The sequence below is a fragment of the Bartonella sp. AP30XZML genome (genome assembly GCF_042195945.1).
Lineage (GTDB): Bacteria > Pseudomonadota > Alphaproteobacteria > Rhizobiales > Rhizobiaceae > Bartonella.
This window is the reverse complement of sequence record NZ_JBHIPJ010000044.1, coordinates 12,276-26,353: the sequence shown is the minus strand read 5'-3', so window position 1 is coordinate 26,353 and position 14,078 is coordinate 12,276. Positions and strand designations below refer to the sequence as shown.

Here is a 14,078-nt window from a genome sequence, read left to right as displayed (position 1 = left end):
CCTCGCATCAAACTAAAATATCAGTATAGAGCTCAGAAGCATCTGGCTCTTGATCACTTTGTGCAAAATCTACCGCATCAGCAACAATTGCACGGACCTCTTTCTCAATAGATTTTAAATCGTCTTCGCTCGCCCAATTTTTTTTAAGAATCCGACTTTTTACTTGATCAATCGGATCGTGCTCCTCTTTTATTTTTTGGACTTCTTCCTTTGAACGATATTTTGCTGGGTCAGACATGGAATGACCACGATAGCGATAGGTCTGCATATCAAGAATGATCGGTCCTTTACCTGAGCGTGCCCAAGAAATTGCTTCATCAGCAGCTCCTTTTACTGATCGAACATCCATACCATCAACAACAATACCTGGAATTTCAAAAGAAAGACCACGTCGGGAAAAATCAGTTTCTGCAGATGCACGTGAAACTGACGTTCCCATAGCATACTGATTGTTTTCAATAATATAAACAACAGGAAGCTTCCAAAGTGAAGCCATATTAAAACTCTCGTAAACCTGCCCCTGATTTGCAGCACCATCACCAAAATAAACCAATGTCACATTATCTTTACCAAGGTACTGATTCGAAAATGCCAAACCTGAACCAATTGGAACCTGCGCACCAACAATACCATGTCCCCCATAAAAGTTCTTTTCTTTAGAGAACATATGCATCGAGCCACCTTTCCCTTTGGAAAAGCCACCTTGACGTCCCGTTAATTCTGCCATAACACCACGCGGTCTCATCCCAACCGCTAACATATGTCCATGATCACGGTAAGACGTAATAACCTGATCACCTTCTTTTGCCGCTTTCAATGTTCCTATAACAACGGCTTCCTGACCAATATAAAGGTGACAAAATCCCCCTATAAGCCCCATACCATAAAGTTGTCCTGCTTTTTCTTCAAAACGGCGAATTAAAAGCATTTCACGATAAGCATCAATTTCTTCTTCTTTTGTAAAATCTGCTATTGGTGCTTTCTTTGTGGTGCTTGATAATGCAGTGCGCGCCGCCGACGCAGAATTTTTTTTAAGTCGTTCTGCCATATTAAACTCCCTTTTATGATTATTTAGGAATAACCTTTACGAACAAAAGTTACAAGCCTTATCAATCGGCTTAAACAATATCATTGCTGATTGTTGTTTAAATTAAGCGATTTTTCATTTACCTTTAGTATCATTTCAAGGTATTAAGATTGTCAGTTCATTTGACTTAGAGAAGTTCAAGTTCTTTCGGACATACTCATCCAACATATCTTTTTCTATATGCCCGTTGCGTAAAAGAGAAATACGCTTTTCCATGAATATCCGCTCAGCTTCTATTTTATGAAGCTCCTTTTCTAATTCGCTAATATGCTGATTAACTTCACTGCGTGAATACAATCCATACTCACCATGATAAATGTGATAACTGAAATAGCTTAAGACTCCCACCGTCATAAGAGGTAGTACAAAGCGTACTTTGATTGATCGACGTTTCTGCTTTGTCCACATAAAATAGCACAGTCTTTACAGCACAAATTTCTTAATATTTTGCCCAACTATGCATGATTTTGATTAATACCTCATTACCAAATCTACACTAAATAATTTGTTATTTTCAATTTATCCCCCTTAATACAATCAAAGTAAGCTGAATGACCTACTTTTTATATTATAAATATTGGATATCCTCTAATTTGTAGCTTTTTCCTAAAATTTCCTATTAAAATAAAGATAAAATCAACGGTATCCCCTATGCTTGGTGGTTTTTTCCTAACCAATTCCAATCCTCAAATTGATAACGCTTATCATCACCTCCCAAAACGAGATAAACCCCTTGATTTTGAACCATAATTTCACCCTTCATCCTTACCCACGCTCCTTATGTGTTATTCATAAAGAGATTATTTCTAATTTGATAATATGCGGATTAACCTCACGGTGTAAATACAATTTATAGCAGCCGTAATAAACGTGAAATTAGGATAGTTTGGAGCCTCCAATAATCTAATGCTATCCACTGCTATAAGCAGAAAAACAATGCACGCCTTAATTAATTTGCGTCTTTGCTTTACCCGTATAAAATAGCATTGTCTTTTTCAATACTTTTACTTAGCTGTACATGTTTTTTAATATCTCATATTAAATAAATATAGTACAATAATTTTGCATGATGCAACTTAATTATTTATAAAAATAAAAAGCGAACTGAATTACTTTCTCTTTATTATAAAATTTTTAAAAATCTGTAATCTGATTCCCATCTTTATCCGTAAATCTTCCTCCAAGAATGACTATAAAATCAACAACTGCCCAAATTCCGGTAATTATCAATCCAAACAATGATAAAGATAGAACCAGCATTAAAGCACCAGTCCTAACTTTACCAACCATAAAACGATGGACACCAAAGATACCTGCACACCAACAAAGGAGTGCGAACATTATCTTTGAGTTCTCTGTACCTGGTCTCAACAATGGAAAAACAGAACTGACCCCCCCCCTTCACAGACAAAATCAACAGCATTACCAATCCTTGGTGGATTCTTTCCCAACCAATCCCAAGTCGCAAACTGATAACGTTTACCATCATCACCCGAAACGAGATAAGTTCCTTGATCTTGACTAATAATTATACCTCTCATCTTAATCCCTATAAATTTAAATACTTAAAAATTATTGCGTATATGCCTTTGATAAGAAATCTCAATTTCATAATCTAAATGATTGTATACTTTCATATTTTTTGCTCACAACTATACACGATATAAATCACCAGCATAATGTGCTTGGGCTCCTAGCATTTCCTCAATACGGATAAGTTGATTGTATTTTGCTAATCTATCCGAACGTGCAAGAGAACCTGTTTTAATTTGTCCACAATTCGTTGCAACAGCAAGATCTGCAATGAAAGAATCCTCTGTCTCGCCTGAACGATGAGATATAATGGCACGATAACCTGCTTTATGTGCTACCTCTACAGCATCAAGTGTTTCACTCAATGTACCAATTTGATTAACTTTTATGAGAATAGAATTGCCTACCTCCATTTTGATACCATCACGCAAACGTGCTGAATTCGTTACAAACAAATCATCGCCAACAAGCTGACATTTTTCTCCCATTGTGTCAGTAAGTAGCTTCCAACCTTCCCAATCATCCTCTGCCATTCCATCTTCAATTGTAATAATAGGATAATTTTTCACAAGCTGCGCTAAATAATCTACCTGCTCTTGGGTGTCACGGCATTTCCCCTCACCTTTATAAAAATACGAACCATTTTTATAAAATTCGGTTGAAGCACAGTCTAAACCAATGGCAATTTGTTCACCTGGTTTATAGCCACATATCATGATAGATTCCATAATAAAATCAATTGCTTGATCAGCACTTTTAAATTGAGGAGCAAAACCACCTTCATCACCAACATTGGTATTATAACCCGCATCTTTTAAACGCTTTTTCAATGCATGGAAAATCTCAGCGCCATAACGGATCGCTTCTCTTATAGTAGGAGCTCCTATAGGAATAATCATAAACTCTTGAAAATCAATCAAATTATCAGCATGAACGCCACCATTAATAATATTCATCATGGGGGTTGGAAGAATATGCGCTTGTGTACCACCAATATAACGATACAAAGGTAAATTTAATGAATCCGCAGCTGCTTTTGCAACAGCTAATGAAACACCAAGAAGTGCATTGGCACCAAGACGGGCTTTGTTTGGCGTTCCATCCAAAGCAATCATTGCTTGATCAATAGCAATTTGATTTGTTGCATCCCGCCCACCAAGTTCTTCAAGAATTTCGCCATTAACTGCAGCAACCGCTTTTTCAACACCTTTCCCTTGATAGCGCAAACCACCATCACGAAGCTCTATAGCCTCGTATGCTCCTGTTGAAGCTCCCGAAGGAACCAGAGCGCGACCAAAAGCTCCATTCTCCAAATGAACATCAACTTCTACCGTTGGATTACCACGGCTATCAAGAACTTCACGCCCAATGATATCGACAATTATAGTCATATGTGTTTCCTTATCCAATAAAAGTCTCGATTCATTTATAATGCCCTATTAATGAAATATTTTTTCTCTTCTCAACTCAACTTTTTTGACAGATAATCAAATTCCATTAAAGTCTCAAGCAATCTTTGTAAATCATCAACTTTAACCATATTGGGTCCATCAGAAGGTGCATTATCTGGATCTTGATGTGTTTCTAAAAAAATACCAGCTACCCCAACAGAGACAGCTGCACGCGCTAAAATTTCAACAAATTGACGCTGTCCACCAGATGAAGCCCCCTGCCCCCCAGGTTCTTGAACAGAATGCGTTGCATCAAAAATAACAGGAGCTCCAAATGAACGTAAAATAGGCAACGAACGCATATCAGAAATAAGTCGGTTGTAACCAAATGACGTGCCTCGCTCACAAAGCATAACATTCGGATTACCACTGTAAACAACCTTTTTTAAAACATTCTCCATGTCCCACGGCGCTAAAAACTGACCTTTTTTAATGTTAATAACACATTCTGTTTTGGCGGCTGCTACCAAAAGATCTGTTTGACGACATAAAAAAGCCGGTATTTGTAAAATATCAACTGTAGAAGAAACAATTGTACATTGCTCTTCTGTATGCACATCAGTTAATATGGGACAATCAAACTCTTTTTTTAAATCAGAAAAAATGGACATTGCTTTTTCAAGACCAATACCACGTGCCGCATTCAAAGAGGTTCTGTTGGCTTTATCGTAACTTGATTTATAAACAAACCTGATACCAAGCTGATCGGTAATTGTTTTAATACGACCAGCCATTTCAAAAGCATGATCACGACTTTCCATCTGACACGGCCCTGCAATTAATGAAAGAGGCATTTCATTTGAAAAAATCATATTTCCAACTTTCACACGTGCATTTGGTTTAGTCATTTTATCCCTCAAAAGCAAAGTAATCCAATTTACGCATTAAACTAATCGACTTTGTTCTACAGCGGCTTCAATAAAAGAAGAAAAAAGCGGATGTGGATCGAAAGGACGAGATTTTAATTCTGGATGATATTGAACACCAATAAACCATGGATGATCTACATATTCTATCGTTTCTGGTAAAATACCATCAGGAGACATCCCAGAAAAAATCAAACCACACTGTTCTAACTTATCCTTATAATCAATATTGACCTCATAACGATGACGATGTCGCTCGACAATCTTGGTCATCCCATAAATTTGAGCAATATGACTCGCTTCTTTTAATTCAGCAGCAAAAGCACCAAGGCGCATTGAACCGCCGAGAGCACCATTTCTTGTACGTTTTTCAAGAACGTCTCCTTTAAGCCATTCTGTCATTAAACCTACAATTGGATTGTCTGTTTCGCAAAACTCACTTGATGAAGCATTCTCAATCTGTGCAATATTGCGCGCAGCTTCTATACAAGCTAATTGCATCCCAAAACAAATCCCTAAAAATGGAACTTTACGCTCTCGCGCAAATTGAATTGCTCGAATCTTCCCTTCTGCCCCTCGTGCCCCAAAAGCACCTGGAACCAAAATTCCATGGGCTTTTTGTAAAGCTGAAACAGAATCTTCTTTTTCAAAAAGCTCCGAATCAATCCACTCAATATTAACCTTCACTCTATTCGCTAAACCACCATGTGCAATCGCTTCAATAAGAGATTTATAAGCATCCTTTAAGCCCGTATATTTTCCTACAACAGCAATCGTAACTTCTCCTTCAGGATGGTGAATACGATGCGTAATATCTTCCCAACGATCCATCTTTGGGGAAGGTGCCGAATCGATTCCAAAAGCGCAAAGAACTTCAGAGTCCAAACCCTCCTTATGGTATGCCATAGGAACATCATAAATTGTTGGCATATCTAATGCCTGAATGACTGCATTGGAGCGAACATTGCAAAAAAGTGATAATTTGCACCGTTCTGTTTCTGGAATAGATCGATCTGCACGTACAAGCAAAATATCAGGAGAAATACCAACTGCTTGCAATTCTTTGACAGAATGTTGTGTTGGTTTCGTTTTTAATTCACCTGCTGAAGGAATATAAGGCATTAATGTGAGATGGACATAAACGACATTTTGTCTCGGTAGCTCATTGCGAAGCTGACGAATCGCTTCTAGAAAAGGCATTGCTTCAATATCACCAACCGTTCCACCTATCTCACACAAAACAAAATCAAATTCTTCATTTTCCATCGTAATGAATCTCTTAATTTCATCTGTAACATGAGGAATAACTTGGACTGTTGCCCCCAAATAATCACCACGCCGCTCTCGTTCAATGATATTGCGATAAATACGCCCTGTTGTAATATTATCTTGGCTATTTGCAGAACGCCCAGTAAAACGCTCATAATGACCAAGATCAAGATCCGTTTCTGCACCATCATCGGTCACAAATACTTCGCCATGTTGATAAGGTGACATCGTACCTGGATCAACATTTAAATAAGGATCAAGTTTGCGAAGACGTACGCGATAGCCACGAGCCTGTAATAACGCTGCTAACGCCGCCGCTGCGATGCCTTTTCCAAGGGAAGAAACCACACCACCAGTAATAAAAACATAACGTGCCATGGGCTTATGGTGATAAGCAATTTATAATGATTTTTCCAGCAAAAAATGCAAAAAGAAACAATTTTTCTTCTAAAATAAAAAAGGCGAAAAAAATCACCTTTTTTAAAAAGTCTATGTTTTCTTAAAAAACTATTTTGTACTGTTATCCGGAACTGTATTTTCAAAAACCTGAGGAACTGGACTTTCTGCTTCAGGATTTGTGGACTGTTTCTGTTCCTGCGGAGAATTCGAAGTGCCTCCTAGCTGTTCAAGAATAGAAGGGGAAGACTCACCATCTGTTGATGGGACTGATCCTGAGTCTTTATTGGTAGAATTCTGTTCTGAATTAACCGGTATACGCTTTAAAATATCAGAACTAGAATTTGATATATTACTCACCACGGTAAGTCCAATAGACACAACAAAAAAACAACAGGCTAAAATAGCAGTCAAACGTGTTAAAGGGTTTCGAGATCCACGAGTTTTCATCAACCCTGAGCTATTACTCACACCTAACCCACCACCTTCTGAAGGTTGAATTAATATAATACCAACCAAAGTAATCACAATCAAAAAATGAATAACTATAAGTACTGTTTGCATAAACCCTGCTCTTCAAATAACTCTTTAATAGCTATTTACACATAAATAACGCACAATCCAAGGGGAAACTCAAATTTCTCTGCTATAGTTTACGACAAACATCGCAAATTGTTAAAAAATCAATCGCTTTTAAGCTTGCTCCACCTATCAAAGCACCATTAACATGAGCAATGCTTAAAAGCTCAAATGCATTGGATGGCTTTACGGATCCACCATAAAGCAAACGTATCTTATTACCTTCATCACCAAAACGAGAGCGCACCCTATCACGAATGAAATGATGTACTTTTGCAATATCTTCTGGAGTCGCTGTATTGCCGGTGCCTATCGCCCAAACTGGTTCATAAGCGATAATGGTATTCTCTGCTGTTGCATCATCTGGGAGAGATTCTTCAAGCTGCTGCGTGAGAATATCCAGTACTTTATTATTATTACGCTCCTCCAATGTTTCACCAATACATACAAGAGCCACAAGACCTGCTCGCCACGCAGCTTGCACTTTGGCACAGACAATCGCATCATTTTCCTGGTACACTGTACGACGTTCTGAATGCCCAATAATAACATGACTTGCTCCTGCTTCTTTAAGCATAAAAGCTGAAATATCTCCAGTATAAGGACCATGATCATCAAAGTGACAATTTTGTCCTCCCAAAAGGAGATTTTCACCATTCAGCGTATTAGAAGCACGCGATAAAAGCGTTGCTGGAACACAAATTAGGGCTTCAAATAGATGACCTAGATCAGAGCTAACGCCTGTAGCAATAGCACGTAACTCTCCAAGCGATTCACTCGTTCCATTCATTTTCCAATTTCCAGCAAGAAAAGGCCGAATATTTTGAGACATATTTTCACCTCAAGAGCTTTTACAATACATTGTTTATCTGTAGTTACCAAATTATAAAATGAAAGCAAGTCTTTAAAGCTTGCATCTTTCATCTCTTTATTGCAAATTCCATTACAGCTTTGATAATAACTCACATTAAAAATGGACTTGAACAATGCTTGACATCATAAGAAATGCTACAAATTCTTGGATTTTTAGAATTTTCCTTGCTATTTTACTCTTATGCTTCATTCTTTTATGGGGGGTACCGCAGTTACACAAAAAAAGTGAAAGAGATCTTATTACTTCTGGAAAGTCCACAGTAACTGTCGATGATTATCGTCTTGCACTCGCCGATCAAAGCGCACGTTTAGCATATGCTGCTCATCTTGGACGAATGTTTACAACAAATGAAATGCAGCAATACCAAATTCCTGCTTTTGTATTTAATCAATTACAACAAAATGTACTGCTTGATGAACAAGCACGTAAAATGAAAATAAGTCTTTCAAAAGATACAATAGCTCATACGATTGGTTCTGATAAGATGTTCCAGGTAAATGGCACTTTTGATAAAAACTTGTTTTATAACTATCTTCAGCATTTACGTATTAGTGAAAGTGCTTTTCTTAATTATTACACCAAACAAGAAAAGCGTAATCAGCTTATTGCTGCTTTACTTTCTGATATGAAGGCACCAAATCTCTTTTATAAAGCACTTACTCTTTATCAAGGAGAAATGCGTATTGCTGATTATCTCGTTATTGATCTAAAAGAAAAGGAAACAATTGCTGATCCTGATTACGAAACATTACAAAAATGGTTTGAAACACATCAAAGTCAATTTCGTGCTCCAGAATACCGTACTGTCTCTTTGCTATCTATGGAACTTAATGATTTTGTAAAACCTAAAGATATCTCAACAGATGAGGCGAAAGCCTATTATACACAAAATGCTTCACGTTTTGTAACGCCTGAAAAGCGTACATTCGAAGAACTGCGATTCCCCTCACGCGAAGAAGCCGATAATGCAGCAAAAAAAATAGCTGATGGATTGAGTTTTGATGAACTGGTAAAAGCTGAAAAAAAGACTCTTAATGACATAAAAAAAGGTCCTCTCGCAGAAAACGAACTTCCTAATCATCTGATATCTGAAATTTTTGAACTTCAACAAGGCCAAGTCAGTCCTGTGATAAATGACTTACAGGGACCTGTTCTCATTCGCGTTACGCATATTGAACCTTCAAGCTCTCTTCCTTTTGAAAGTGTAGAAGAAAATATTCGCCAAATACTTGCCAAAAATCGTGCTACTGATGATATCCGTAACAATTATGTAGCCATTGAAAATGCTCGTTTTGAGGGTGCTTCTCTCAAAGAGTTAGCTGACCAATACAAGTTATCTTTGCGCACAATTACCATTGATAAAACGGGAAAAACGCTTGAAGGTGCAATACTCACGGATTTACCTCAAAAAGATATTTTACTGAATGCCATCTATCAATCAAACGAAGGAGTCGATCTTGATCCTCTCTCTTTTCAAAATGGTGGATATCTCTGGTACAAGGTCGATAAAATTATTCCTGCCCGCGATAAGACACTTGAAGAGGCTAAGCTAGATGTTCTTTCTCAATGGAAAAATGAGGAAATCCAACGTCTTCTTGATGAAAAAGCCCAAAATGCTCTCAAACAGCTCACGGAAGGAAAAAGTCTTGTTGCTCTTGCTCATACCCTTGGTGTTACAAAACAAACAACACCAACCCTCCGGCGTCAAGACTCATCTGAAACCCTTGGCGTTGAAGGCATTAAAGCATTATTTTCCGCTCCCAAAGGTCATTATGGCATCATAAAAGGTCCGGTTGCAACAAACCGTATCATTTATCAAATAAAGACTGTAACCATGCCTAAAGATATCACGTCTCATACTCTTTCAACTGAGGTCCGCGCCAATATAGATATGATGATAAGAGAAGATCTCAAGCTAGAAATGCTACAAGTTGCCAATAAAGAACATCCTTTGGAAATTAATAGCACAAATTATAATCAGATCTTTAACACTCTCCAATAAAAAGATTGTGCATAATTTTAAGAACTTATTGATAAAGTTTTCATCAGCTCTTCGTCTATAGTTGAAGAGGTAAGACGGGTTTCTTGTCTGCATATCTTAGGATCAGCGTTTGTATAATGATTCATTTTCTCGCAAAACAGTGCATGTATGGATTTGCGAGAAAATAGTCAATGGAATGTAGAATCGTTTTTGCAATGCATTAAAAAACATTATCCATCCAAAGGTTGTAAAGGTTGCCGCCCATTAAGCTATAAATATCATCCCTATCGTCATTCATTCATAGCTTATCATATTGCTACTCTTAATATTCATTCATAGGGAGCGTATTGCTTCTTCCTTAAATGATTTCATTTACACACCCAACTTATAATAGATAAAAAAACTATTTTTAAAATTCATTATAAAAATGGAGAAATCTTTTTCTATTCAAGACTCTCATTCAATATGAGAAAAAACGAATTATCATTATAAATCAATATATTCATCAATCATAACAGTCATCAATTATGATGTTATAATTTCTCAAAAATAAGAGTTTTTTATAGACTTATAGACTGCTAAGATAACTTCTCTCATAAAATAGAAATTTTATTTCATTTGCAAATGAGATACAATCAATACATTCAGAGTACTTAAAAGTTCTTCTTCAAACAAACCAATGTATTAAGATTTATCTCATGTTTTTCTTTCTCTGCATCTCACCCATCCAATACACTGAATAAAACATATTACTGATGAAGAAATACAGCGTATTTTCAAGATCATAAAATTTCTTATTCTTTTGCGTTCATAACAACCAAAACATCAACATTTTTATAACAAAAAAAATGGTTTGGAATCACAATAGCTCCTTTATCTTCATATGAGAAAATCAGTCTACATGTTACGCATTCCAACATAGTAATATTCTTTTACAATATCTTTGGAAAATTGCCGCTTATTGCTGCCCTTGTTATCAACCAATAGCGATACATCAATGGCAAAGTTGCGCTCTCTTGAAAAATTGCTGCCCCCAGCTGTATAGCTTTTTGAAGAGAAGCCGGTACAATGACCAATGGAAGAAAAGCTGGCTTAAGAACTCTCGGTAAAATACAAGAATACTCGTAAAATTGGGTATAATGATCGCGCGATAATGCTACCATAGCTTCAACAATACAACCCTTTTGTTGATCACTGAGACGATGAGATTCCAAAGCTTCCCTATTCACTCCTACAGCCTTTAATATATCAGTGGGTAAATAATATTGATATCGTGATTGCATGAATGATAAAAGACGCAATACACCGCTTAATCCTTGAGAAATCCCTCCATGTTCATAGATATCTGTAAACTCTTGTGCAGTTTCAGGATCTAATATCTGACAAGAAAGCTGTAAAATTATGCCTGCTGTCTCACCACAATAATGCTCTAGATCATGAAGTGTTTCTATTGGATTGTGATAAAGATCTAAAATTTGCGCATCACAATAACGTAAAAAAGCTGTCTTAGGTAAATTAAAAAGAGTCATTGCTTTTAATAAATCATTCAAAATCGGATTGTTTCCACTCGTTTGCATTTCACCATGAGCAATAGCATCATACCACCAACGTAACCGTATTTCTCCTATGAGTGGATCATGTACACTTTCGCGGATACGAGAAACTTCAGCATTAAATACATAAAGAGCAGCCAATGCTTGGCGCTTTTTTTTAGGTGCAAATAAAACCGATATATAGCGATCACGATCTATGGTACGTAAAATATCAAGACAATAAGGAAGAGAGCCTATCATTCTATGAACCTATTAACGTCCCTTTTTTAGCAATTAAATTAATACCCTCTTTTTATTCATATTAAAAAATGAAGGATAAGCAAATACAGTTCAGAAAATAAGATTTTTAAATGTGTCTCTTAACTGTATTATGAATTAAAATTTCTTTTCTAGTCCCTTTTCGTTTTAGAAAGAAAAAAATTAAATAAATAATTTTTCTGATAAAACTTATCTTATCGGACTTCAAGTTTTCATTTGCAATAAAAAAGCTAAAAACCAATCGTAACATGCATAGTAAAACTTGAACAACAAACAACGCAAAACACTTTTTCAGTGGATAGATGACAATGTTATTTTATAAAAAATGCACTGATCACAAAAACTTTATCAATCATTGACCTCCTCCCCATCCTAAAAGACAAAGGTTCTTACCAACACCAATTTGTAAAAAATCCAATTGCTCTCGGTGCATTTCTGTTACTATAAACGCATTGATTTATAATGATAATTTTGTGTTTTGTATGTTAAATTAGAATCCCAAATATCGTAGATATGCTTTCATTTCAAACCAATTCCATGTTACATCAATAAAAACTATTCCCTTGCACGTCACAAGCGGAACTGGCTTGTAGGTAAAAACTGTATAAGAAAGAATTAAAATGCCTCTTATGAACTGTCTTAAGTGCCAAGAGCTGATCACTCATGTGATTCATTAGGAACTATGAGCAAACTTTGTCCTGAATACTTGCTGCTGTATTTAAAAACACTTAATGTGTTAAGTTATGTATATTCTATACCCTTATATCACCGCCTTAAACGACAGTATTTTACAGCGCAGAAAATAATCACACAAGTCTTTCATGCTAGACCAGAGCCTTTGTTTTATTAAACAATACTCTATTCTACCGCAAATAATAACGCCGCAACAGCGCGATCTTCAGCCAATAAAACATTAAATGTACGCACCGCCGCTCCCGTACTCATTGTATCTGATGAAATACGTTTTTCCCATAAAAGAACCCGTAACTCTTCAGGTAATCGTAATAATTCAATTCCAGTACCTATTAATAAAACTTCGATTTCAGAAGCTTCTTCTAAAATACGAGATATATCCTCTTGAGTGGGAATAGGTCCTGCCATGTCAATGCCATAAATACCTGATGGTACACAAACAATAGAACCTCTATGAGACATATCAGCAAAACGAAATCCACCATTTCCATAAGCATCAATAGGTGCGCGACTTGGAAAATGTGCTTCACGAATTTGAATTGCATCGAACATGAACAAGCACCCTTTATTTTTGAATAATCCAATTGTCTTTGCTACTTCTCACCATAAAATTAAAGGAAGGCTGATACAAACATTGATATCTTAACCATAGCCTAGTATTGAAGTGGAAATTTTATATAAAACCCTAATCTTCTCATACAACAAGTATATGAAAATTCGATAATAAACCGCAATCAAAAGCTATACCTGCTTAAATAAATCTATCTTTTAAAAAGTTTTCTCAGCTTATTTACTCGCAAATTTCTTTTTATAGAAACAATGATCTTGTTTTAAAAACAGAAAAAATTGCGTAATATTCCATAAATAAAACAACTATTTTAATCATCTAAAGAAAACAAAAACTCCATTTTCTGTAGCCACTATAAAAGCCCCTTTTTCAATGAAATTGTCTTGATCTTGCCAAGCTTTTTATAAAAATGCTTAAAAAATGTAATAAACTGCCATTACACCTTAAGATGCATTTTCCTTTGATATAGCTTTTTTCTCTTTAGAGATACTCATATCTTCTTTCGTTGTCGTTTTAGATTTAGACTTTTGTGGTCTTTTTGCTTTAGCATTAAGTTTTGATTTTTTTTCTGCAATCGGCTCACCTTTAACGCGCACATCAGCTAATGTTGAGCGAATAACACGAATATTCATACTCTCACCAATTTCAACCTCTAATTCACCACTCTCGTCGTGAACCTTCGTAACCTTGCCGATAATACCACCACCTGTTATAACTGTATCACCACGACGTACTGCATTAAGCATTTCTTGGCGTTTTTTCATTTGGGCACGCTGTGGACGAATGATAAAAAAATACATAATTGCAAAAATTAAAATGAATGGGACAGCGCTAGCAAATGAAATTCCACCGGAAACATCGCCTGCAACTTGAGCATAAGCGTTCGTAATAAACATTTTTATCTCCTATAGTTAAACCTCAGGTATTTCCCACTCTATTAAAATGAAATTCCGATACAGAAAAAATTCCT

11 protein-coding genes and 1 pseudogene are annotated in these 14,078 nt (G+C 36.2%); 1 reads left to right on the top strand and 11 read right to left on the bottom strand.

The window, feature by feature from the left end; all coding sequences use genetic code 11:
* Positions 1–7: 7 nt before the first annotated feature.
* The 8 genes and pseudogenes from pdhA to tpiA form a co-directional block, all read right to left on the bottom strand.
* A complete protein-coding gene (gene pdhA, locus ACFIL2_RS03060) occupies positions 8–1,048 on the bottom strand; it encodes a pyruvate dehydrogenase (acetyl-transferring) E1 component subunit alpha (RefSeq protein WP_375680426.1) in 1,041 nt (346 codons plus the stop codon).
* Between the two features lie 135 nt (positions 1,049–1,183).
* On the bottom strand, positions 1,184–1,495 hold the full coding sequence (locus ACFIL2_RS03055) for a septum formation initiator family protein (protein WP_375617692.1): 312 nt from the start codon (positions 1,493–1,495) through the stop codon (positions 1,184–1,186).
* Between the two features lie 726 nt (positions 1,496–2,221).
* A pseudogene (locus tag ACFIL2_RS03050) lies at positions 2,222–2,628 on the bottom strand (TM2 domain-containing protein).
* A 111-nt stretch (positions 2,629–2,739) separates the two neighbouring features.
* A complete protein-coding gene (gene eno / locus ACFIL2_RS03045) occupies positions 2,740–4,011 on the bottom strand; it encodes a phosphopyruvate hydratase (RefSeq protein WP_375633085.1) in 1,272 nt (423 codons plus the stop codon).
* Positions 4,012–4,082: 71 nt separating this feature from the next.
* Positions 4,083–4,919 carry a 3-deoxy-8-phosphooctulonate synthase gene (gene kdsA, locus ACFIL2_RS03040; protein ID WP_375680425.1) on the bottom strand — a complete coding sequence of 279 codons (837 nt, stop codon included), beginning with the start codon at positions 4,917–4,919 and terminating at the stop codon, positions 4,083–4,085.
* 36 nt (positions 4,920–4,955) lie between these two features.
* Positions 4,956–6,584, bottom strand: a complete 1,629-nt coding sequence (locus ACFIL2_RS03035; RefSeq protein WP_375633089.1) for a CTP synthase — start codon at positions 6,582–6,584, stop codon at positions 4,956–4,958.
* Positions 6,585–6,713: 129 nt separating this feature from the next.
* Positions 6,714–7,166 (bottom strand): preprotein translocase subunit SecG, encoded by a 453-nt coding sequence (secG, locus tag ACFIL2_RS03030; protein ID WP_375680424.1) that lies wholly within the window; start codon positions 7,164–7,166, stop codon positions 6,714–6,716.
* Between the two features lie 82 nt (positions 7,167–7,248).
* Positions 7,249–8,013, bottom strand: coding sequence for a triose-phosphate isomerase (gene tpiA / locus ACFIL2_RS03025; protein ID WP_375612907.1), 765 nt, complete (start codon positions 8,011–8,013; stop codon positions 7,249–7,251).
* A gap of 154 nt (positions 8,014–8,167) precedes the next feature.
* Between tpiA and ACFIL2_RS03020 the strand changes: the two genes are divergently transcribed.
* Positions 8,168–10,057: a peptidyl-prolyl cis-trans isomerase gene (locus ACFIL2_RS03020; RefSeq protein WP_375680423.1), complete on the top strand. Its 1,890-nt coding sequence runs from the start codon at positions 8,168–8,170 to the stop codon at positions 10,055–10,057.
* Between the two features lie 911 nt (positions 10,058–10,968).
* Here the strand turns inward: ACFIL2_RS03020 and ACFIL2_RS03015 are convergent.
* The 3 genes from ACFIL2_RS03015 to yajC form a co-directional block, all read right to left on the bottom strand.
* On the bottom strand, positions 10,969–11,829 hold the full coding sequence (locus tag ACFIL2_RS03015) for a phytoene/squalene synthase family protein (protein WP_375639423.1): 861 nt from the start codon (positions 11,827–11,829) through the stop codon (positions 10,969–10,971).
* An 876-nt stretch (positions 11,830–12,705) separates the two neighbouring features.
* The gene (locus ACFIL2_RS03010; protein WP_375633097.1) at positions 12,706–13,092 is read right to left on the bottom strand and encodes an Mth938-like domain-containing protein; all 387 of its coding nucleotides are present in this window, start codon (positions 13,090–13,092) and stop codon (positions 12,706–12,708) included.
* A gap of 459 nt (positions 13,093–13,551) precedes the next feature.
* The gene (gene yajC, locus ACFIL2_RS03005) at positions 13,552–14,004 is read right to left on the bottom strand and encodes a preprotein translocase subunit YajC (RefSeq protein ID WP_375633099.1); all 453 of its coding nucleotides are present in this window, start codon (positions 14,002–14,004) and stop codon (positions 13,552–13,554) included.
* Positions 14,005–14,078: the final 74 nt, after the last annotated feature.

What these genes read in the sequence shown, in the direction of transcription:
- pdhA (WP_375680426.1), bottom strand. Translation starts at nt 1,048, where the DNA reads ATGGCAGAACGACTTAAAAAAAATTCTGCGTCGGCGGCGCGCACTGCA.
- ACFIL2_RS03055 (WP_375617692.1), bottom strand. Translation starts at nt 1,495, where the DNA reads ATGTGGACAAAGCAGAAACGTCGATCAATCAAAGTACGCTTTGTACTA.
- eno (WP_375633085.1), bottom strand. Translation starts at nt 4,011, where the DNA reads ATGACTATAATTGTCGATATCATTGGGCGTGAAGTTCTTGATAGCCGT.
- kdsA (WP_375680425.1), bottom strand. Translation starts at nt 4,919, where the DNA reads ATGACTAAACCAAATGCACGTGTGAAAGTTGGAAATATGATTTTTTCA.
- ACFIL2_RS03035 (WP_375633089.1), bottom strand. Translation starts at nt 6,584, where the DNA reads ATGGCACGTTATGTTTTTATTACTGGTGGTGTGGTTTCTTCCCTTGGA.
- secG (WP_375680424.1), bottom strand. Translation starts at nt 7,166, where the DNA reads ATGCAAACAGTACTTATAGTTATTCATTTTTTGATTGTGATTACTTTG.
- tpiA (WP_375612907.1), bottom strand. Translation starts at nt 8,013, where the DNA reads ATGTCTCAAAATATTCGGCCTTTTCTTGCTGGAAATTGGAAAATGAAT.
- ACFIL2_RS03020 (WP_375680423.1), top strand. Translation starts at nt 8,168, where the DNA reads ATGCTTGACATCATAAGAAATGCTACAAATTCTTGGATTTTTAGAATT.
- ACFIL2_RS03015 (WP_375639423.1), bottom strand. Translation starts at nt 11,829, where the DNA reads ATGATAGGCTCTCTTCCTTATTGTCTTGATATTTTACGTACCATAGAT.
- ACFIL2_RS03010 (WP_375633097.1), bottom strand. Translation starts at nt 13,092, where the DNA reads ATGTTCGATGCAATTCAAATTCGTGAAGCACATTTTCCAAGTCGCGCA.
- yajC (WP_375633099.1), bottom strand. Translation starts at nt 14,004, where the DNA reads ATGTTTATTACGAACGCTTATGCTCAAGTTGCAGGCGATGTTTCCGGT.